The sequence below is a fragment of the Vulgatibacter incomptus genome, assembly GCF_001263175.1.
GTDB classification, from domain to species: Bacteria; Myxococcota; Myxococcia; order Myxococcales; family Vulgatibacteraceae; genus Vulgatibacter; species Vulgatibacter incomptus.
The window spans coordinates 2,520,025-2,538,694 of record NZ_CP012332.1 but is presented as its reverse complement, the minus strand read 5'-3'; the positions used below and the strand labels follow the sequence as shown (position 1 = coordinate 2,538,694).

At 70.2% G+C, this 18,670-nt stretch carries 20 protein-coding genes; 15 read left to right on the top strand and 5 right to left on the bottom strand.

Translation table 11 applies throughout. The features are described from left to right. The first annotated feature begins 328 nt into the window (after positions 1 to 328). From AKJ08_RS10515 to AKJ08_RS10500, 4 genes are all read left to right on the top strand, one after another. On the top strand, positions 329 to 943 hold the full coding sequence (locus AKJ08_RS10515; RefSeq protein ID WP_050726027.1) for a TetR/AcrR family transcriptional regulator: 615 nt from the start codon (positions 329 to 331) through the stop codon (positions 941 to 943). A 20-nt stretch (positions 944 to 963) separates the two neighbouring features. Then, positions 964 to 2,103, top strand: a complete 1,140-nt coding sequence (locus AKJ08_RS10510; protein ID WP_050726026.1) for an acyl-CoA dehydrogenase family protein — start codon at positions 964 to 966, stop codon at positions 2,101 to 2,103. An 80-nt stretch (positions 2,104 to 2,183) separates the two neighbouring features. Continuing rightward, positions 2,184 to 2,978 carry an electron transfer flavoprotein subunit beta/FixA family protein gene (locus tag AKJ08_RS10505; RefSeq protein ID WP_050726025.1) on the top strand — a complete coding sequence of 265 codons (795 nt, stop codon included), beginning with the start codon at positions 2,184 to 2,186 and terminating at the stop codon, positions 2,976 to 2,978. 33 nt (positions 2,979 to 3,011) lie between these two features. Continuing rightward, a complete protein-coding gene (locus AKJ08_RS10500) occupies positions 3,012 to 3,977 on the top strand; it encodes an electron transfer flavoprotein subunit alpha/FixB family protein (protein WP_050726024.1) in 966 nt (321 codons plus the stop codon). Between the two features lie 138 nt (positions 3,978 to 4,115). Here the strand turns inward: AKJ08_RS10500 and AKJ08_RS19805 are convergent, their stop codons facing one another. Beyond that, the gene (locus tag AKJ08_RS19805; protein WP_050726023.1) at positions 4,116 to 4,556 is read right to left on the bottom strand and encodes a phage holin family protein; all 441 of its coding nucleotides are present in this window, start codon (positions 4,554 to 4,556) and stop codon (positions 4,116 to 4,118) included. Positions 4,557 to 4,767: 211 nt separating this feature from the next. Here AKJ08_RS19805 and AKJ08_RS19800 point away from each other — a divergent pair, with 211 nt between their 5' ends. Next, positions 4,768 to 5,379: a hypothetical protein gene (locus AKJ08_RS19800; RefSeq protein WP_169788801.1), complete on the top strand. Its 612-nt coding sequence runs from the start codon at positions 4,768 to 4,770 to the stop codon at positions 5,377 to 5,379. Positions 5,380 to 5,394: 15 nt separating this feature from the next. Here the strand turns inward: AKJ08_RS19800 and AKJ08_RS10485 are convergent, their stop codons facing one another. Both AKJ08_RS10485 and AKJ08_RS10480 read right to left on the bottom strand, forming a co-directional pair. Continuing rightward, complete coding sequence (locus tag AKJ08_RS10485; RefSeq protein WP_050726021.1) at positions 5,395 to 6,060, bottom strand: response regulator; 666 nt, start codon at positions 6,058 to 6,060, stop codon at positions 5,395 to 5,397. A gap of 15 nt (positions 6,061 to 6,075) precedes the next feature. Continuing rightward, the gene (locus tag AKJ08_RS10480; RefSeq protein ID WP_050726020.1) at positions 6,076 to 7,371 is read right to left on the bottom strand and encodes a sensor histidine kinase; all 1,296 of its coding nucleotides are present in this window, start codon (positions 7,369 to 7,371) and stop codon (positions 6,076 to 6,078) included. Between the two features lie 56 nt (positions 7,372 to 7,427). On the opposite strand from AKJ08_RS10480, the gene AKJ08_RS10475 reads away from it, so the two are divergent. The 6 genes from AKJ08_RS10475 to AKJ08_RS10450 all read left to right on the top strand — a co-directional run bounded on the left by AKJ08_RS10475 (position 7,428) and on the right by AKJ08_RS10450 (position 11,930). Then, the gene (locus AKJ08_RS10475) at positions 7,428 to 8,147 is read left to right on the top strand and encodes a HesA/MoeB/ThiF family protein (RefSeq protein WP_050726019.1); all 720 of its coding nucleotides are present in this window, start codon (positions 7,428 to 7,430) and stop codon (positions 8,145 to 8,147) included. Further along, complete coding sequence (locus AKJ08_RS10470) at positions 8,144 to 8,383, top strand: sulfurtransferase TusA family protein (protein WP_050726018.1); 240 nt, start codon at positions 8,144 to 8,146, stop codon at positions 8,381 to 8,383. Before AKJ08_RS10475 ends, AKJ08_RS10470 begins: the two co-directional genes overlap by 4 nt. Position 8,384: 1 nt before the next feature. Beyond that, positions 8,385 to 9,035 (top strand): HesA/MoeB/ThiF family protein, encoded by a 651-nt coding sequence (locus AKJ08_RS10465; protein ID WP_050726017.1) that lies wholly within the window; start codon positions 8,385 to 8,387, stop codon positions 9,033 to 9,035. A 193-nt stretch (positions 9,036 to 9,228) separates the two neighbouring features. Further along, the gene (locus AKJ08_RS20655) at positions 9,229 to 10,485 is read left to right on the top strand and encodes an adenylyl-sulfate kinase (protein WP_082343047.1); all 1,257 of its coding nucleotides are present in this window, start codon (positions 9,229 to 9,231) and stop codon (positions 10,483 to 10,485) included. Positions 10,486 to 10,518: 33 nt separating this feature from the next. After that, positions 10,519 to 11,391 carry an ATP-dependent sacrificial sulfur transferase LarE gene (gene larE / locus AKJ08_RS10455; protein WP_050726015.1) on the top strand — a complete coding sequence of 291 codons (873 nt, stop codon included), beginning with the start codon at positions 10,519 to 10,521 and terminating at the stop codon, positions 11,389 to 11,391. Next, positions 11,388 to 11,930, top strand: a complete 543-nt coding sequence (locus tag AKJ08_RS10450; RefSeq protein WP_050726014.1) for a hypothetical protein — start codon at positions 11,388 to 11,390, stop codon at positions 11,928 to 11,930. Before larE ends, AKJ08_RS10450 begins: the two co-directional genes overlap by 4 nt. A 43-nt stretch (positions 11,931 to 11,973) precedes the next feature. Here AKJ08_RS10450 and AKJ08_RS10445 read toward each other — a convergent pair whose 3' ends face one another. Beyond that, a complete protein-coding gene (locus AKJ08_RS10445) occupies positions 11,974 to 12,819 on the bottom strand; it encodes a tRNA pseudouridine synthase A (RefSeq protein ID WP_050726013.1) in 846 nt (281 codons plus the stop codon). Between the two features lie 71 nt (positions 12,820 to 12,890). Here AKJ08_RS10445 and AKJ08_RS10440 point away from each other — a divergent pair, with 71 nt between their 5' ends. The 4 genes from AKJ08_RS10440 to AKJ08_RS10425 all read left to right on the top strand — a co-directional run bounded on the left by AKJ08_RS10440 (position 12,891) and on the right by AKJ08_RS10425 (position 17,419). After that, on the top strand, positions 12,891 to 13,775 hold the full coding sequence (locus tag AKJ08_RS10440; RefSeq protein ID WP_050726012.1) for an AgmX/PglI C-terminal domain-containing protein: 885 nt from the start codon (positions 12,891 to 12,893) through the stop codon (positions 13,773 to 13,775). A gap of 103 nt (positions 13,776 to 13,878) precedes the next feature. Then, positions 13,879 to 14,490 (top strand): hypothetical protein, encoded by a 612-nt coding sequence (locus AKJ08_RS10435; protein ID WP_050726011.1) that lies wholly within the window; start codon positions 13,879 to 13,881, stop codon positions 14,488 to 14,490. A gap of 231 nt (positions 14,491 to 14,721) precedes the next feature. Then, on the top strand, positions 14,722 to 15,999 hold the full coding sequence (gene clpX, locus AKJ08_RS10430) for an ATP-dependent Clp protease ATP-binding subunit ClpX (protein WP_050726010.1): 1,278 nt from the start codon (positions 14,722 to 14,724) through the stop codon (positions 15,997 to 15,999). A gap of 307 nt (positions 16,000 to 16,306) precedes the next feature. Next, positions 16,307 to 17,419, top strand: a complete 1,113-nt coding sequence (locus tag AKJ08_RS10425; protein ID WP_082343411.1) for an HD domain-containing phosphohydrolase — start codon at positions 16,307 to 16,309, stop codon at positions 17,417 to 17,419. An 82-nt stretch (positions 17,420 to 17,501) separates the two neighbouring features. Here the strand turns inward: AKJ08_RS10425 and thiO are convergent, their stop codons facing one another. After that, positions 17,502 to 18,605: a glycine oxidase ThiO gene (thiO, locus tag AKJ08_RS10420; protein ID WP_050726009.1), complete on the bottom strand. Its 1,104-nt coding sequence runs from the start codon at positions 18,603 to 18,605 to the stop codon at positions 17,502 to 17,504. Positions 18,606 to 18,670 lie beyond the last annotated feature (65 nt).

The following is an 18,670-nucleotide window of genomic DNA, read 5'->3' as shown; positions in this document are numbered from 1 at the left end:
GACGTCATGGAAGATCCCTTTGTCGCGATGAACCGAGAACGGAAATGGTCGAGCATCGGAAGCGCTCTTGCCAAAGAAGCGCCAGCGCGAGCGGCCCCGGTATGCTCGGCGATCGTCACATACTAGGTCGTCCGGTTCGATTCGTCGCTCCATTTGTGATGGGACCGTCTCCTCGGTGTGCGCTGATTGCTCCTCGAGCCGGGGATCGTTTCACTGCAATCCGGGAAACAGCAAAGGGGCCGCTTGCTTCCACGGTCCGCCGCGGCGCTTGACGACGCGGGGCCGCACCGGTATCTGAATGAGCCTTCATTCAGAGGATTCGAGGCCGGTGGCAGACGGGACGATCAGCGCACGTGAGCAGGCGAAGGGCGACAAGCGCGCCCGCATCGTCGACGCCGCGATCCGCGTCTTCGCCGAGAAGGGCTTCCACCTCGCGACGGTGGCGGAGGTCGCTCGGGAGGCCGGCGTCGCCGACGGTACCATCTACCTCTACTTCAAGAACAAGGACGATCTGCTCGCCTGCCTCTTCGAGGAGCGGATGGTCGAGCTGAACGCCCTGATGTCCGCCGAGCTGGCCAAGACCGACGGCGCCCTCGAGCAGCTCCGCACCTTCGTTCGCACCCACCTGCGGATGGTGCAGGAGCGGCCCGCCCTGGCGCAGGTCCTGATCGTCGAGCTTCGCCAGTCTGCGCGGCTGGTGAAGGCCCACAAGGCCGCCGGCTTCGCCTCCTACCTCGACATCCTCGGCCGGATCATCGAGGCCGGGGCCGCCGACGGGAGCGTGCGGGCTGGCGTGGACACCCGCTCGCTCCGCCGCGCCATCTTCGGCGCCCTGGACGAGGTGGCGCTCTCGTGGCTGTTGGGCGGTCGGCGCTTCGATCTGGAAAAGAACGCGGAGCAGCTCGCCGAGCTCTTCGCCCGTGGCCTCGCAGCAGGGACCTGAAAACCAAAGGAGAACGGAACATGGACTTCCAGCTCACCCCCGACCAGATCGCCCTGCGCGACACCGCCCGCAAGTTCGCCCGCGAGGAGATGGTGCCCGTCGCCAAGGGCTACGACCAGACCGGCGAGTTCCCGCTGCCGGTGATCGCCAAGGGCTTCGAGCTCGGGCTGATGAACATGACCCTGCCGGTGGAGCTCGGCGGCCTGGGCCTCTCGCACTTCGAGCAGGCCCTGGTGGTGGAGGAGCTCGCCGCGGGATGCGCTGGCATCTCGACCTCGATGATCGCGAACGACCTCGCGCTGCTGCCGATCCTCATCGGCGGCACGGCCGAGCAGAAGGAGCGCCTGGTCAAGCCATTCAGCGAGACCCTGCGCTTCGCGTCGTTCGGCCTCACGGAGCCGGGCGCGGGTTCGGACGTCTCGGGCCTCGCCACCACCGCGGTTCGCGACGGCGACCACTACGTGTTGAACGGCTCGAAGATGTGGATCACGAACGGCGGCCACGCCGACCAGTTCACGATCTTCGCCACCGTCGATAAGAAGGCGGGCCGCAAGGGGATCACCTGCTTCGTGGTCGAGGGGCGCCCGGAGGGGCTCAGCTCCGGCCACCACGAGGACAAGCTCGGGCAGCGGGCCTCGAACACCGTGGCCCTCACCCTCGAGAACGTCCGGGTGCCCGTCGCGAACCGGATCGGGGCGGAGGGGCAGGGCTGGGAGATCGCGATGGGCACCCTGGACAACTCCCGGCCCCTCACCGCGATGCTGGCGGTCGGGATCGGGCGGGCCGCCATGGACCACGCCATCGCCTACGCCAAGGAGCGCAAGCAGTTCGGCCAGCCCATCGCGAGCTTCCAGGCGATCCAGTTCATGATCGCCGATATGGCGACCGAGCTCCACGCGGCCCGGCTGCTCTCCTACGAGGCGGCCGCCCAGCTTGACGCAGGCCAGCGCAACACCCTGGTGTCGTCGCACGCGAAGCGTTTCGCGGCGGACACCGCCATGAAGGTCTGCACCGACGCCGTGCAGATCTTCGGCGGTTACGGCTATTCGAAGGAGTATCCCGTGGAGAAGCTCTTCCGCGACGCGAAGCTCATCCAGATCTACGAGGGCACCTCGCAGATCCAGCGGATGGTGATCGCCCGCGAGCTTCTCAAGGGTTGATTCAGCAAACCCGCGGCCTTATCTCCCGGTGCCGCGATACCAGCTCGGAACGAGCGTTTGGGTCTTAGAGGAGGCCAGCAGTGAAGATTCTATGCGCAGTGAAGCGGGTCGAGGATCCGGAGCAGAAGATCAAGGTGAAGCCGGACGGCTCCGGGATCGTGCTCGACGGCATGAACTACAAGCCGAACCCCTACGACGAGATCGCCGTGGAGGAGGCCCTGCGCATCAAGGAGAAGCAGGGAGGCGGTGAGGTGGTGGTGGTCTCGGTGGGCGACGAGAAGTTCGTCACCGAGATGCGTCACGCGCTGGCCATGGGCGCCGACCGCGCCATCCTGGTGAAGCTCTCCGGCCCGACCGACTCCGACGGCGCCGCCCGGCTCCTGGCCAAGGTGGTGGAGAAGGAGAAGCCGGACCTCGTGATCTGCGGCCGCCAGGCGGTTGACGACGATCAGGCCCAGACGGGCCAGCTCCTCGCCGAGTACCTCGGCTGGGGCCAGGCGACCTTCGCCGCCAAGGTGGAGAGCCTCGAGTCCGCCGAGGAGAAGAGCAAGGTCCCCGGCCTCCAGATCGAGGGCAACCACGTGAAGGTGATCCGCGAGGTGGACGGCGGTCTCGAGATTGTGGACGTCGACCTCCCCGCTGTGGTGACCACCGAGCTGCGGCTGAACATGCCGCGCTACGCCTCGCTCCCCGGGATCATGAAGGCGAAGAAGAAGGCCATCGAGGAGCTCACGCCCGAGGCCCTCGGCGTGGACGTCTCGCCCAAGGTGAAGGTGCGCACGCTCGCGAGCCCGCCGGCGCGCAAGGGCGGCGTGAAGGTCCCCGACGTGGCCACCCTCATGGACAAGCTCAAGAACGAAGCCAAGGTCATCTAGCCAGCTCGGCTTAGTGAAAGTAGGAGGTACAAGATGTCGAACGTACTGGTCATCGCCGAGCAGCTCGAAGGCAAGCTGAAGAAGGCATCGCTCCACGCCCTCGCGGCAGGGCAGCAGCTCGCCGGCCGCTCCGGCGGCAAGGTGATCGCGCTCCTCCTCGGCAAGGGGATCGGCGCTGCGGCGGCGGAGCTCGCCGCTCACGGTCCTGCCGAGGTCTGGGCCGCCGACGACGCGAAGGTGGAGCACGCCCTCGCCGAGACGTGGTCGAAGGCCATCGAGAAGGCCGCCAAGGACTCGGGCGCCGCTTTCGTGGTCTCCGCTTCCACTTCGATTGGAAAGGACGTCCTGCCCCGCGTGGCCGCCCGGCTCTCCGCCGGCATGGCCTCCGACGTGCTCGGCTTCGGCGGCAACGGCGCCGAGGTGCTCTTCAAGCGTCCGATGTGGGCCGGCTCGGTGATCGCCGAAGTGGAGATCTCCACTCCGGTGAAGCTCCTCACCATCCGCACCACCGAGTTCCCTGCGGCGCAGAAGGCGGCGGCCGCCGCCCCGGTGCAGGCCTTCGCGCTCCCCGACCTGGGCGCGCCGAAGACCCGCTTCGTGGAGTTCCGCCAGGTGAAGAGCGCCCGCCCCGAGCTCACCGAGGCCCGGGTGGTCGTCTCCGGCGGCCGTGGCACCAAGGGCGATTTCAAGCCCGTGGACGGCCTCGCCGACGAGCTGGGCGCCGCCGTGGGTGCGTCTCGCGCCGTGGTGGACGCGGGCTGGGTGCCCAACGACTACCAGGTCGGCCAGACCGGCAAGACCGTGGCCCCCGAGCTCTACATCGCCCTCGGCATCTCCGGCGCGATCCAGCACATCGCCGGCATGAAGGGCTCGAAGGTCATCGTCGCGGTGAACAAGGATCCGGACGCGCCGATCTTCCAGATCGCCGACTACGGTCTGGTCGGCGACCTCTTCCAGATCGCGCCCCAGCTCCAGGAGGCCATCAAGGCCGCGAAGTAACTGGATGGCGGAGAGGTTGGCGGCCGCTCGCGGTCGCCGGCTCGAAGCGTCTCGAACGGCGTGCTCGCGCTCGATCGCCCGAAGTTTGGGCGAGGAGGGCGGGCGCGCCGTTCGCGTTTCGAGGCAGAGCGAGCGCTCCTACCGGAGCCGTCCGGCGCGGAGCCGGGACCGGAGCTGCGCCGCGAAGCTCCGATTGTTGTCGAGCTCCGCCTCGAGCGCCTCGAGCCGGCGTTTGCGGCTCAGCCGCGCCGCCGAGAAGGTCCCGAGCCCGCCGCCGATGATCAGGTTGAGCCCTCCGACGATCAGGAAGGCCCACGCTCCGTGGACCCAGCTCGAGAGCCCGATCGCGAGGGCGACGTCGAGCATGATCAGCGCCGCGAGCCCGAATGGGATGGCCGCAAGGCCCAGCCCCACGTCGATCGAGGCCTTCTTGGCCTCTTCGCGGATCTCGAGCTTCGCCAGGTCGATGTGATCGCGGACGAGGCGACCGACGGCGTCGATCGCGGAGCGGAGCTCGCCCCCCAGGGTGGTCTCCGGCGACGACCTCGGGCGGGCGGCTCGTTCGGCGGAGGTCTCCATGGCGTGCTCCCTTCGAACGCGATCGAGGCCGGAAGATGGGGCCGAATCCGACCCGAAGGAAGGGCGCGGCGTTTCGATCTGCACACGCCAGGACGTTTCGGAGCGACACCAAGCGACCTGGCGCGTGTGCACCTTCGGTCCAGGGTGCCCAGCGGTTCCCGCGTGGCCATTGCTTTCGATGGTGGAGCGCGGTCGACCGATGCGGAGCGGCATGGCCTCGGGTCGCCGTGTGCCCTGCCGGGGGGCGTCCCGGTGGACCGAGGGCGGGGCGCTTCCGCGTCTCGTCGCGCTCGCGGCGCTGATGTTCGTCGCGGTCCCTTCGGGCGCCCGGGCCGCGCGGCCCGATCGCCGCATCCTCGTCCAGCTCGCCGGTGGCGTGATCGCGTTCCCGAGCTCGAAGGAGCTGAACGCTGGCGCGTCCTTCGGCCTGAGCGTCAGTTGGGGGCCAATCCCGACCATTGGCCTCGAGGCGGGCTACTCAGGCTCCGTCTTCACCGTGGAGCTCCCGACCGGTGCGAACCTGGCGGCGGTGGAGAACGGAGGATATTCCGCGGCACTGGTCTATCCCTTCGACTGGCCGGCGGCGCCCTACGTCCTCGCGGGCCTTGGGCTCACCCATCGGCGGCTGGTCGGCACGGAGGCAGCCGACGAAATCCAGCCGGGCACCTTCTTCAGGGTGCCTCTGGGCATCGGCTCCGATCTGACGCTCCGGTACTTCACGGTCGGTCTCCGCGCGACCTACGACTTCGTCTTCCGCGACGGCACGCCCGGCCGCACGGGCGACGAACTCGCGGTCACCCTGAGGCTGGGGGCGCTTTTCTAGAGTCGCCGCGAGGCCTCATGCTTCGATCAGGCGCTTGCGGAGGCCTTCGGTCACGGCCTCGACCCGGTTCGTGACCTCGAGCTTCATGTAGATGTGCTCGAGGTGCGTACGGATGGTGGAACGGGAGAGCGAGAGGATCTCGGCGACCTCGGGGTTGGTCAGCCCCTTCGCGATGAGCTGGAGGATCTCGGTCTCCCGCGGCGAGAGGTTCGGGCCCTCTTCGTTCGCCGGCGGCGGCGCGGGCTCATCGACCGGCGCGCGGAAGTGCCCGAGGAGCTTGCGGGCCAGGGAAGGCTGGATCACCGTGCCCCCGGCGTGCACCTCCTCGATTGCCTCGACGACCTTGGCAGCCGGTGCGCCTTTGAGGAGGTAGCCCGACGCGCCGGCCTGGATCGCGGCGAGGACCTTCTCCTCCTCCTCGAAGACCGTGAACACGAGGACCTCCGTGGGCTCCGGGCGCGATTTGAGCACGCGGGTCACGTCGATCCCGCTGATCCCGGGCAGGCCGAGGTCGCAGAGGACCACCTGGGGGCGCAGCCGTGCGGCCTCCTCGAGTGCCTCCTCGCCGCTCCGGGCCGCGCCGACGATCGACACGGTGGGAAATCCGCCGAGGAGCTTGAGCAGCGGCTCCAGGATCTTGGGCTGGTCCTCGACGACCAGCACGCGGATGGGATCGCTCATCGCTTTCGTCTCCTCTCACGCCGCCGCCGGCGGCCTCTCTCGATTGGGAAATTCGACTCGGACGCACGCACCCGCGCCCAGACTGCTCTCGATCCACACCTCGCCACCGCAGCGCTTTGCCCGCTCCCTCATGCCGCGGAGCCCGTAGTGTCCCGCCTTGGGCGCGTCGGGATCGAAGCCGGCGCCGTCGTCGCGCACGGTCAGCGAGCTCGACCCCGGCGCGAAGGCGAGTCGGACCTCGATCCGGGTCGGCCCCGCGTGCTTCACCGCGTTCGAGACCGCCTCCTGCAGCAGGCGGAAGAGGGTGAGGTGTAGCTCGCCCGCCTCTCCGGCCGCGGGAGCCTCGCCCTCCTGCTCGAAGCGGATCGGCAGGCGGCAACGGCGCTCGATGGCGGCGCAGTGCTCGCGGGACGCGCGGGCCAGATCGAAGTCGCCGCGCATCACGTGGAGGGCGTGGCGCAGCTCCTCGAGGGCGTCGCCGGACGCCAGTCGGAGCTCCTCGATCTCGGCGCGGAGGGCGCCGTCGGGACAGAGCTGCAGCAGGTACTGGGTCTGGAGCGAGAGGCTCGAGAGCGACGCGCCGAGGCCGTCGTGGATCTCCCGGGAGAGGCGGGCGCGCTCGTTGGCCACGGCGAGCTCGCCCAAGGCGCGCTCGAGGCGTACGAGCTGCTCGAGGCGCTCCTCCTCGCGGCGGTTCGCCTCCACGATCAGGAGGACGATCGCGAGGTCGAGGGCGCCGTAGCCCACCACGGTGAGGATCTCGAAGAGCGAGCCGCCCGTGGTGCCCAGCGCCCGGTCGATCCGCGCGAGGGCCGGAAGCACGAGGAACGCCGGCGCGGCCAGGAGCGGCCTCGGGAAGAGGAGGGCGAAGCTCGCGGCGAGCCCCACCTGGACCGCGAGCAGCGGCGAGCGGAGGCCGCCCGTGGCCGCGATCACGTAGGCGGCGACGGCGGCGTCGAGGCAGAGGGCAGCGTAGGTGACTGCGGTGGAGAGCCGGCCGGGTTCGCTGCCGCCTCGGGGAATCGCGGCAGCCGCCGCGAGCGTGTAGGCGACCATCGCCCCGAGGACGAGGCGGAAGGAGACGCCGTCGAGGCCGAGCGCCGCCGCCCACCCGGGCACGGCAGCGACACAGACGCCGACAATGATGGCGGCGAGCCGGAGGAAGGAGAGGGTGCGCGAGTGGGCCGCCAGGCGTCGCTCCCGCCAGCTCGAGAGGAGGTCCGCGGGAAGCACCCCGGTGGACGCGCGATCGCCGGCATCGATCGACACCGGCGCACGGGGGCTCGTGAGGGCCCGAGCGGGATGCGCCATCGCGCGCTCGTCGCCCGGCTTTCTCAAGGCGCCGCGAACCGGTAGGATGCGCGCCGATGGGCAGGACGAAGCGGGCGCTGGTGATTGGAGCGGGAGGGCTGGGGAGCGCGACCTTGCCGCTGTTGGCCCGCTCGGGCGTCGAGCTCCGCGTGTTCGACGACGACGTCGTCTCGCTGAGCAACCTGCAGCGTCAGCTCCTCTTCCGCACCCGAGACGTGGGCCGGCCCAAGGTCGACGTCGCACTCGAGCGGCTCGCCGCCCTCGTACCCGGCGCCCGCGTGGAGGGGATCCGCGAGCGCCTCACCGTCGAGAACGCAGAGGCCCTCGCGGGCGATGCCGACGTGGTCCTTGACGGCAGCGACAACTTCGCCACGCGCTTTCTCGTGAACGACGCCTGCGTCCTCGTGGGAACGCCCCTGGTCCATGGCGGGATCCTCCGCTTCACCGGTCAAGTGCTCGCTGTCATGCCCAAGGTTACCTCATGTTACCGCTGTCTGTTCGAGGCGCCTCCTGCGGAGGGGGTGGTCCCCTCCTGCGCCGAGGCCGGCGTCCTCGGCGCGCTATGCGGAATCGTGGGCGCGCGGATGGCGACGGCGGCGGGCGCGATCCTGTCGGGCGCCCCTGTAGGAGACCTCCTCCTGGTTCACGACGCCCTCACCGGCCGTGACCGCGGCGTGAAGCTGGGCCGTGACCCCTCCTGCGCGGTCTGCGGCGACGAGCCCACGATCCGTGCCCTGGACGCCGCCCGGTACGGCGCGGAGGCCTGCGCCGCATGAGCGAACAGCTGACATCGGTGGACATCCGCGCACACGTCTGCCCGATGACCTGGGTGCGCGTGAAGCTCGCCCTCGAGCGGGTCGACTCGGGCGCGCTCCTCGAGGTGCTGCTGCGGGGCGACGAGCCGCTGCGAAACATCCCGCGGAGCGCCGCCGGCGAAGGGCACGAGCTCGTCTCCAGCGGGCCCGGCCACGCCGACGGCGAGCACCGCCTCGTCCTCAGAAAGAAGCGATAGCGTGCTGGACGATCCGCAGATCGAGCGCTACGCCCGCCACATCCTCCTCCAGGAGGTAGGGGGCGTCGGCCAGGAGAAGATCCTCTCGTCGCGGATCCACGTCTCCGGCCTCGGCGAGGTCGGCTGCTGGGCGGTGACCTACCTCGGCCTGGCCGGCGTCGGGCGGCTGATCCTCTCCGACCCCCGTCCCGTGCCGGCGACCGGCCTCCTTCCGCTCCTCGGGGCGGAGGATTCCGGGCGGCCCCGGGACCGGGCGGCCGCCTCGGCCCTCTCGGCTTTCAATCCGGACGTGGCGGCGTCGATCGAGACTTCCAGCGCGCGGATCACGGACGATTCGACCGAGCTTTGGCTTGGCGAAGGACCCGTGCTCGTTGCCGCCGCGGCGGGGGAGGCCGCTGTGGTCGGCTGGCTCGAGCCGGGCGCCCGGCTGCCGTGTTCGGCCTGCCCGCCGCTGCGTCCCGGCCTGCCCGCGTCGCCGGAGGCCGCGTCCCTCGCCGGCTCCCTGGCAGCCAGCCGCGCGCTCGCCGCGATCCTCGGCATCGAAGCGCCCGTCGCCGGATTGTGGGCGTGGGATGGCGGCGCCGCCAGCAGCCTCCCGGCCTGCAACCACGAGCCCGTCGCATCCGGCGCGTGTATCACCGCCGGGGCGTAGGCAGGTATCGGGGGCTCGCCCGGCCGCCTCGGAGCCGGGCCACCGAGTGGCCCCATCTTGCACTCGGCGTGGAGGTCCGGTATAAACGTCGATAAATCAAGGATCTGCCGCACTCTGCCGGGCCGCCAGCAGGCGACCCATCCCGAGGCAATGCCGATCCGCGAATGGGGTTCGACGACGCTTCGGAGGCATCATGGAGACGCAGCAGGGATTCACCCTCTGGTTGACGGGTATGAGCGGCGCGGGGAAGAGCACGCTCGCAAGCTACGTGGCTCGGCGGTTTCCACTGATCGGACGGCGGGTCGAGCTCCTCGACATGAGCGAGCTCGAGGATCTCGCGCCCGAAGGCCCTGACGCCAGCAACGAGATCCGCGACCGCAACGTTCGGCTCCTCGGCTGGGTGGCGCGCCTGCTGACGCGCAGCGGCGCGATCCCGGTGGTGGCGTCGGTCAGCCCCCATCGCGAGGTCCGGGACGAGCAGCGCCGCGCCATCGGGCGCTTCGTCGAGCTCTTCGTCGACAGCCCCTTCGAGACGCTGCTGGAGCGCGACACCCGCGGGATCTACCGGCGCGCCCTCGCCGGCGAGCTGCAGGACGTGGTCGGGGTCCAGTCCCCCTACGAGCCGCCGGTGAGCCCGGAGATCCAGGTCGACATGGGAGTCGGCGGGGTGGAGGCGGTTGCGGCGCAGGTCTTCGATCGCCTCGCGAACCTCGGCTACATCACCCAGCAGGATCGCGACGTGCTCGTGAACGGCAGCGCTCCGCCTGTCGAGATCCAGGCCGTCCCCGAGCCGCCGAAGGCGAAGAAGGCCAAGGCCAAGCCCGTCGCGGCCATCCAGATGCGACTCCCGGTCGAGCCGGCGGACGCGTCGCAGGCCGCTGGCGCGAAGGCTCGTCCGGCCAAGGCGTCCAAGCCCGCGGAGGCCAGGGCGGCGCCTGCGAAGGCGTCGAAGCAGGCTGAATCGGCGAAGCCCGCAGCGGCCGCGAAGGCGTCGAAGCCTGCAGCCGCGAAGGAGGGTTCGGCCAAGGTGGAGAAGCCTGCCGCGGCGAAGGCTGCTCCTGCCAAGGCGGCGAAGCCGGCAGTGGCGAAGACCCCTCCCGCCAAGGCGTCGAAGCCCGCCGAAGCGAAGGCGGCTCCTGCCAAGGCCTCGAAGCCCGCCGACGCGAAGGCGGCTTCCGCCAAGGCGTCGAAGCCGGCCGAGGCGAAGACGGCTCCCGCCAAGGCGCCGAAGCCTGCCGAGGCGAAGGCGGCGCCCGCCAAGGCCTCGAAGCCGGCCGCGGCGAAGGCGGCTCCTGCCAAGGCGTCGAAGCCCGCCGCCGCGAAGTCGGCTCCGGCCAAGGCGGCGAAGCCTGCCGCGGAAAAGGCGGCAGCGAAGACTCCGCCCGAGACCGGCCGGAAGACCGCGCCGAAGTCCGCGGCAGCCAAGGTCGCGAAGCCGTCGCGACGGTAGGCCCGCCGGCCTGCCCGTGGTAGAAGGCCGGCGATGAACGAGTCCGAAGTCTCTGCGCTCTGCGAAGCCAGCGCCGGCAAGCTCGAGAAGATGCGCGGGATCATCCGCGCGCAGCCGAGCGCCATCGTCGCTTTCTCTGGGGGCGTCGACTCGGCGCTCGTCCTCAAGGTGGCGCTCGAGGAGCTGGGGTCCAAGGCCATCGCCCTCACCGCGATCTCGCCGTCCGTCGCGCCGCGCGAGCGGGCGGCGGCGGAGCGCTTCGCCGCCGAGCTTGGCGCGGAGCACGTGGTCGTCGCCTCCTCCGAGATCGACGACCCCAACTACGCCAAGAATCCGGTCGACCGCTGCTACTTCTGTAAGAGCGAGCTCTACGACCTGTGTCGAAAGGTCGCCGACGAGCGCGGGATCGACGCGATCCTCGACGGATTCAACGCCGACGAGGCCGGCGGCCACCGCCCGGGCCGGGTGGCCGGCGACGAGCATCGCGTAATCTCGCCGTTGCTCCTGGCAGGCCTCGGCAAGGACGAGATCCGCGCCTGGTCCCACCGCCTGGGCCTGTCCACCTGGGACAAGCCGCAGCTCGCCTGCCTCGCGTCGCGGATCCCCTACGGCACGGAGGTCACCGAGGAGCGCCTCGGCCAAGTCGCCCGTGCGGAAGAGGCGATGCAGGATCTGGGCTTCCGGATCTTCCGGGTGCGCTACCACCGCGAGGTCGCGCGGGTCGAGCTGGGAGGGGAGGAGCTCCCCCGCCTCCTCGCCGACGCGGCGCTCCGGGAGGCAATGGACCGCTCGATCAAGGCCGCGGGCTTCCGCTTCGTGGCGCTGGATCTGGCGCCGTTCCGCACCGGAAGCCTCCACGAAGGCATGAGCCGGGCGATCCCCGTTTCCCTCCCGGTCCTCCCGTGAGGCTCGGGCTCGCCATCGCCTTGATCACGGTGGGGTTCGCGCTACCCGCCAGCGGCCAGGCGGTCTCGTACCTCCCCATCCTCGACCACCGCGATCAGCCCTCGCTGACGTTGACGTCCGGCTTCGAGCACCTCGTGCTCTCGGGGCGCAAGTCCTCGGATCGCACCTCCTCCGAGCCTGGCGCCTTCGCCGACCTGGCCTTCGGGCTCCCCGCTTCCGACGAGGGAGGGGAGGGCATCCTGGGCCTGCGGATCGGCACGGGCCCGGACGAGGGGACGAGGCTCGTGGCGCCCTACCTCGCGTACCGTGTCTTTGCCGGTTACGACGAGTGGAAGACCTTCTTCGATATCGGCGCCTTCGCCCGTCTCCTCCCGGTCTGGGGCGCCGGCGCGCGCCTGGGCGTCGGCGTACAGTACGAGCTCTCCGAGAACGCGGGCCTCTTCGTCGCCACCGGCGGCTCTGCGGCCTACGGCGACGGCCTCCAGGTCGGTTTCGACGTGGGATTGGGCCTTCAGCTCCGCTTCGGGGATCCGGGCTGAACCCAACGGGCCCAGCTCCCGGCGGGCCCGCTTTCCTCACACGCTACCGAGGCTCGGGCTCGCTCGATTGAGCGTCCGCGCGCCGGAACGGATCCTCGCCGCGGCGGTACTGGATCTCCCAGAGGCAGAGGCCCCTGCCCGGGGCACGCGGCCCGCGCCACCTATCGCCCTGTCCGGACAGGAGCTGCTCCAGGAGGCCGGGCGGGAGCTTGCCCAGGCCTGCCGACACCGCGACGCCGACGATGTTGCGGAGCTGGTGGCGGATGAACCCTGGCGACCCGAAGGTGATCTCGTAGGTCGTCCCTCCCCGCTCGGAGGTGGAGCGAAGCTCCGCCCGGGTGAGCAGCCGCTTTCGGTCGCCCTCCGCGTTGGGGTGGACCAGGTTCGAGAAGTCGTGACGCCCGGTACAGGTCGTGAGCACCGACCGCATCGCGCCCTCGTCGAGCTCCAGCACCGGGCCCGTGACGTCCGGGAAGCCCCGGAGATCGGGGAGCGCCCAGGCGAAGCGGCGGTCCTCCTCGCTCGGCTCGGCCACCGCCGCGATCCGATAGCGATAGACCTTGCCGACCGCCGAGAACCGGGCGTGGAAGGACCAGGGCGGCTGCACGGCGTCGGGGACCTGCAGGCCTTCGGGGAGGTGCGGCGCGAGCAGGGCAGGGAGCTCGCCGACGGGGAGCTCCATCGCGGTACGGAAGGTCACCACCTGCCGGCGAGCGTGGACGCCGGCGTCGGTCCTGCCGCCGCCCTCGATCCGCACCTTGCAGCCGATGGCGAGGAGCGCGTCCTCCAGGGCGCCCTGGACGGTCGGCAGCGGGGGCTGCCGCTGGAAGCCGGAGAAGGCGCCTCCGTCATAGGCGCAGAGGAGCGCGTAGCATCGTTTGTTTCCCACCGCCGGAACGTACTCCGGGCCGGACCGCCGTGCTATCGTCGAGTACTCGACTTGGGGAGGGGAAAAAGCAGATGGCGGCGCCCGCGCGGAAAATCGCAGCTCCGGAGCCGGAGAGCGAGTGGCTCTTCAAGCAGGGAGATCTCGTCTTCGGCCCGATCCCCGAGGCGATGCTCGTGGACAAGCTCGAGCGCGGGGACCTGCCGAGCGACACCCTGGTGGCGCGCGAGGGCGGCGCGTTCTCGCCCATGACCGAGACCACGGTCTTCATGACCCACGCCGCGAAGGCGTCGGCGCGAACCCGGGTCGAGGCCCAGGCGCGCGAGGAGCAGCGGAAGCGGTCCCGGCGGCGGATGGCGCGGCTGGCGGCGCTCCTCGCCCTCGGGACGGTGGCGTCCGTCGGCGCAGTGGCGGCGGTGCTCTGGGCGGCCCGCGCACACCTCTTCGAGAAGAGCTACGAGGAGCTCGCGGACCTCGAGATCGTCGCGTCGCCTCCGCTGGTGGCCTTGCGGCCCGACGCGCGGTCGCTGGGCGACGAGGATCTGGAGTACGCGGAAGACGAGCCGGCGGCGACCGGTGGAAAGGCTGCGCCTCGCCCGTCGAAGGCGTCTCGTCCCGCGGGCCCCGCGGGATCCCCGATGCCTGCCGAAAAGGACGGCCTGGCCGTCGAGTCGAAATACGATCGCGGGGCGATCCATGCGGTGGTCGCGGCCAACCAGGCGAAGCTCTTCCCCTGCCTGAAGGAGCAAGTAGCCCGAGAGCCCTCCTTCCGCGGCGAGGTTCCTTTCACGTTCACGGTCGGCAACCAGGGCAGGGTCGTGAAGCTCTGGATCGACCGCGCCGGCTACGCGAGCGGCCCGCTCCACGACTGCATGGCGGAGAAGCTGGGCCAGTGGAGCTTCCCGAAGTTCGAGGGCGAGCGTCCCTCGGTCTCGCTCTCCTTCCGGGTGAACGGCTGACGGCGGGCCGAACCTGCGCAGTTTTTCGCCCGGGGTGGGGACGATCGGCCGCCCATCGTCGGACCTTGCTGTTACATTCCGACCCGTTCGAAGGGAGCAGCGGATGCAGGCGGCGAAGGTGGCAAACGATCAGGCGATCGATCGGATCCCGGAAGGTAGCTTCCGAGCCGCCGTGCAGGAGAGCGCCAGGCGGTTCAAGGCCTCCTGGCTCGACCTCGCGCGACACCTGGTGCGCGTGCGCGGCGAGGGGAGCTGGCAGGAGTGGGGCTTCGCGACCTTCGAGGCCTATTGCGCCAAGGAGCTGCGGATCAAGAAGGCCACGGCCCAGAAGCTCGTGACGAGCTACGGCTTCCTGGCCAAGCACGAGCCCGAGGCGCTGGACGACGAGGAGACCGCTCGCAAGGTCCCCCCGGTCGAGGTGATCGAGGTCCTCTCCCGTGCGGAGGAGCGGGGCCAGCTCGACGAGGCCGCCTATCGCGACGTTCGCGAGTCGCTCTGGGAGCGCCCGGTAGAGGCGGCGGACCTCAAGCGCGAGCTCGCGAAGCGCTTCCCGGAGCCGGAGCCCGAGGAGCCGCCGGTGGATCTGGAGCTGCGGCGTTTCGCGGCCCAGGCGCGCAAGCTGGCCAGGGACCTGGGCGGCTCGTCGCGCATCCCCCGCGCGATCGCCGAGAGGGCCGCGGCCCTCGCGGAAGACGTCGAGGGGCTCTGCGGCTAGCGCCGCACCGGTCGAGGGATTACTCGAGACGGGGTGCGGCTCGTTCGGGCCCCCCGGATGGGGCCTTCCGGCCCCGCCCCTCGCCCAAGGTTCCATGGGTTCGGCCGCTGCCGCGGCTTATACTTGGATCGTGACGGGCTCCGCTCGTGGCACGAACGAATATCGGCCGTTGATGGCCTGTAGTAGGGTTTGTAAGGGCGCTTCTCCCAGCGGGGGAGCCCGGAGGCGAACGTGAGTCGGAACCGCGAGCATCACCACGGAAATCTCTCATGCTCGTTCTGCGGCAAGTCGCAGCGCGAGGTCCGGAAGCTGATCGCCGGGCCCACGGTCTACATCTGCGACGAGTGCATCCGCCTCTGCAACGACATCATCGCAGAGGAGAGCGAGAGGGACGAGGGCCGGCCTCAGGTCGCGCTGCCCACCCCCGCCGAGATCAAGGGCTTCCTCGACGAGTACGTGATCGGCCAGGACGTGGCGAAGAAGGTCCTGTCGGTGGCGGTGTACAACCACTACAAGCGGATCCACGCCAAGCGGAGCGGAAAGAGCCGCCCCGGTCGTCCGCCCGACGAGGTCGAGCTCCAGAAGAGCAACATCCTGCTCATCGGACCCACCGGCTCGGGCAAGACGCTTCTCGCGCAGTCGCTGGCACGTTTCCTCAACGTCCCGTTCACCATCGCCGACGCCACCAGCCTCACCGAGGCCGGCTACGTGGGCGAGGACGTCGAGAACATCATCCAGAACCTCCTCCACAACGCCGACTACGACGTGGAGAAGGCCTCGCGCGGCATCGTCTACATCGACGAGATCGACAAGATCGCGCGCAAGGGCGACGGGCCTTCCATGACCCGCGACGTGGGCGGCGAGGGCGTGCAGCAGGCGCTGCTCAAGATCATCGAGGGCACCCGCGCCAACGTCACGCCCCGCGGCGGGAAGAAGTACAACCAGCAGGAGTACATCCAGGTCGACACCTCGGGCATCCTCTTCATCGTCGGCGGTGCGTTCACCGGGCTCGAGCACAACATCCGGCACCGCATCGGCGTGAAGGGCCTGGGCTTCGGCGCAGACGTCGCCAAGCGAGCCGAGGAGCACTCCCTGGGCGAGGTGCTCAGCCACACCACGCCCGAGGACCTGGTGCACTTCGGCCTGATCCCCGAGTTCGTCGGCCGTCTGCCGATCCTGGCCACGCTCTGGGATCTCTCGGAGGACGACCTCGTCACCATCCTCACCCAGCCGAAGAACGCCCTGACGAAGCAGTACCAGAAGCTCTTCGAGCTCGAGAAGGTGAAGCTCTCTTTCACCCGGGAGTCGCTGCGGGCGATCGCGCGGGAGGCCATGCGGCGGCATGCCGGCGCCCGCGGCCTGCGGAGCATCATGGAGAACGCGATGCTCGACATCATGTACGAGGTCCCGTACCGGGACGGCGTCAAGGAGTGCAAGATCACCGACGGCGTGATCCTGCGCGGCGAGGCGCCCATCCTCTCCTTCGAGCGGGAGAAGAAGTCCGCCTGAGCGCTCATGGCGCTCGCGCGGAGCCGTAGGCGGAGCAAACGAAAAGAAGAGCGTTTCCGCGCGGAGCGCGGCTGAAGAAATCGGGCCCGCCCTGGCGGGGCCGGTTTCTTCATACGCTCTGCGCGCCCGTTTCCTGCGTGCCCCGGAGTCACCGGGATGTGGGGAACGTGGCGCGCTTTCGTCACTCCATGGCTCGGATCGGCTGTGGAGAATGCGAGACGACCGGTTGAAAGGTGGCTCGCACCGCGGGTAAAATGTGCGCCGGTTGCCGTTCTCACCCGCGGCCGATCCCCCAGGACGCTTGATCATGCAGCCGGCTCCTCCCCATGCTCCGAGCATCCTGATCGTCGACGACGATCCGGCGGTGCGCGACGTCCTCTCCGCTCTCCTCGTCGAGGAGGGCTACCGCTGCATGACCGTGGCGGACGCCGAGAGCGCTCTCGCCCACGTGGCGATCACCGAGCCGGATCTCGCGATCTGCGATTTGAAAATGCCGGCTCGCGACGGTCTCTGGCTTCTCGATCGGCTGCGGCGGGAGCACCCCGACATCGCGGTGATCATGCTGACGGGCTTCGGCGACACCGAGAGCGCCGTCGAGTGCCTCCGCAGGGGGGCGGCCGACTACCTGCTCAAGCCGCCGAAGCTCACCGAGCTCATCCGCTCGATCGAGCGCGCCCTCGGAAGGCGCCGGATCGACCTCGCCCGCCGGCGGTACCAGCTCAAGCTGGAGCAGCGGGTGGAGGAGAAGACCACCGAGCTCCAGGGCGCCCTCCGCGCCGTGGAAGTGGCGTACACGCACACGCTCTCCGCCCTCGTCGCCGCCCTCGACGCGCGCGAGCACGAGACCTCCGATCATTCGCAGCGGGTGGTCCGCTACACTCGCGCCATCGCCGAGCAGATGGGGGTCCGCGGCCCCGAGCTCGGCGAGATCTGCCGGGGAGCGCTCCTCCACGACATCGGCAAGATCGGCGTCCCCGACGCGATCCTGCTCAAGCCGGGCCCCCTCACGCCCGCGGAGTGGCAGGAGATGCGCCGCCATCCGGAGATCGGCTTCCAGATCCTCCGGGGCATCCGTTTCCTCGAGCATCCGTCGCAGATCGTCCTCTCCCACCAGGAGCGCTTCGACGGCAAGGGCTATCCCCACGGCCTTCGAGGCAACGAGATCCCGCTGGGCGCCCGGATCTTCGCGATCGCCGACACCCTCGACGCGATGCTCTGCGATCGGCCCTATCGAAAGGGCACGAACTGGAACACGGCCCGCGGCGAGATCCTCCGCTGCTCCGGCACCCAGTTCGATCCGGAGGCGGTCCGTGCGTTCGCGGCGATCTCCGACGAGACCTGGGCGGAGCTCCGGCGCCGTCGGCAGGAGGACGACGCGGCCGACAACGCCGACGACCGGTTCCATCTCGCCATCGGCTAGGCGGTGACGGCGCGCTCCGCGCCCGCAGTGTGGCGAGGCGAAGGAGAGGCAATCATCTCCCGGGCGCTCTGCCGCCCGAACGTCAGCGGGCGAAGCGAAGAGGGGAGAAGGGCGCGAGCTCTTCCGGATCCCGTCCAGCGAGGACGGCCGCGGCGAGGAGCCGGGCGGTCTCCGGCACGAGGAGGATCCCGTTCCGGTGGTGGCCGCTGGCCACGTAGAGCCCGGGAACCGCGCCCGCGCCGATGACGGGGAGGCCGTCCTTGGGGCAGGGCCGCAGACCCGACCACGACGAGACCACCTCCGCCGATCCCAGGAGCGGCGCCGCGGCGACCGCGTTGGCGAGGATGCGAGAGAGCCCCGCCGCCGTAACCTTCTTCTCGTACCCCGCCTCTTCCATCGTGGAGCCGGTGACGACCGTCCCTCCGCCGCGGGGAACGAGGTAGCCCCGAGAGGTGAAGACAACTCTCTCGAGCACGAGCTCCGGGTGGTGGAGCTCCGTCATCTGGCCGCGGACAGGGCGGACCACGTCCGCGGCGAGCCCGGTTCCCGCGACCTTCGAGGTCCACGCGCCGGCGGCGACCACCACCGCGCCCGCCGGGAGCCGGCCGTCGTCGAGATCGACACCAGCGATCTTGCCGTCCTCGACCGCCACTCCGCGCACGATGCCCTTGCGGAACGCGGCGCCGGCGCGCTGGGCGGCGAGGGCCAGGGCCTGCGCCAGCTTCCTGGGCTCGAGGCGGGCCTCGTTGGGGAAGTGAAGGGCAGCCGCCACCTCGGGTGAGAGCGCCGGCTCGAGGCTCCGAGCCTGGTCGCCGTCAAGGCGCTCGACCTCCAGGCCGGCGGCGCGCTGCCAGGCGAGGCGGGCGTCGAGGGGGCCCACGTCCTCGCCGGCGTACTTCACGAGGAGGAGGCCGGAGCGCCGATGGCCCACGTCGATCCCGGCGCGTTCGATCAGCTCGAGGGCCAGGGGCCCGTAGGCGTCGCGGGAAGCCAGGCAGAGGCGAAAGAGCGGGTCGTCGTGATCGCCCTCGATCTGAGGGCCGAGGATTCCGCCGGCCGCGCTGGACGCCTCGGCGCCCGGGATGGATTTCTCGAGGACGACCACCTTCTGGCCCGCCTGGGCCAGCCGGAGCGCGATGGCGCTCCCCATCACACCGCCGCCGATCACCGCGCAGTCGAAGACCATGGGGCGTTCCTAGAGCCCCTCGAGGGACCCTGTCAACGACGCGGACCTTGGCTTCATCGGCGCAA

Coding starts and splice junctions, on each gene's coding strand:
- AKJ08_RS10510 (WP_050726026.1), top strand. CDS start 964: ATGGACTTCCAGCTCACCCCCGACCAGATCGCCCTGCGCGACACCGCC.
- AKJ08_RS10500 (WP_050726024.1), top strand. CDS start 3,012: ATGTCGAACGTACTGGTCATCGCCGAGCAGCTCGAAGGCAAGCTGAAG.
- AKJ08_RS19805 (WP_050726023.1), bottom strand. CDS start 4,556: ATGGAGACCTCCGCCGAACGAGCCGCCCGCCCGAGGTCGTCGCCGGAG.
- AKJ08_RS19800 (WP_169788801.1), top strand. CDS start 4,768: ATGGCCTCGGGTCGCCGTGTGCCCTGCCGGGGGGCGTCCCGGTGGACC.
- AKJ08_RS10485 (WP_050726021.1), bottom strand. CDS start 6,060: ATGAGCGATCCCATCCGCGTGCTGGTCGTCGAGGACCAGCCCAAGATC.
- AKJ08_RS10480 (WP_050726020.1), bottom strand. CDS start 7,371: ATGGCGCATCCCGCTCGGGCCCTCACGAGCCCCCGTGCGCCGGTGTCG.
- AKJ08_RS10475 (WP_050726019.1), top strand. CDS start 7,428: ATGGGCAGGACGAAGCGGGCGCTGGTGATTGGAGCGGGAGGGCTGGGG.
- AKJ08_RS10470 (WP_050726018.1), top strand. CDS start 8,144: ATGAGCGAACAGCTGACATCGGTGGACATCCGCGCACACGTCTGCCCG.
- AKJ08_RS20655 (WP_082343047.1), top strand. CDS start 9,229: ATGGAGACGCAGCAGGGATTCACCCTCTGGTTGACGGGTATGAGCGGC.
- larE (WP_050726015.1), top strand. CDS start 10,519: ATGAACGAGTCCGAAGTCTCTGCGCTCTGCGAAGCCAGCGCCGGCAAG.
- AKJ08_RS10440 (WP_050726012.1), top strand. CDS start 12,891: ATGGCGGCGCCCGCGCGGAAAATCGCAGCTCCGGAGCCGGAGAGCGAG.
- AKJ08_RS10435 (WP_050726011.1), top strand. CDS start 13,879: ATGCAGGCGGCGAAGGTGGCAAACGATCAGGCGATCGATCGGATCCCG.
- AKJ08_RS10425 (WP_082343411.1), top strand. CDS start 16,307: ATGCAGCCGGCTCCTCCCCATGCTCCGAGCATCCTGATCGTCGACGAC.
- thiO (WP_050726009.1), bottom strand. CDS start 18,605: ATGGTCTTCGACTGCGCGGTGATCGGCGGCGGTGTGATGGGGAGCGCC.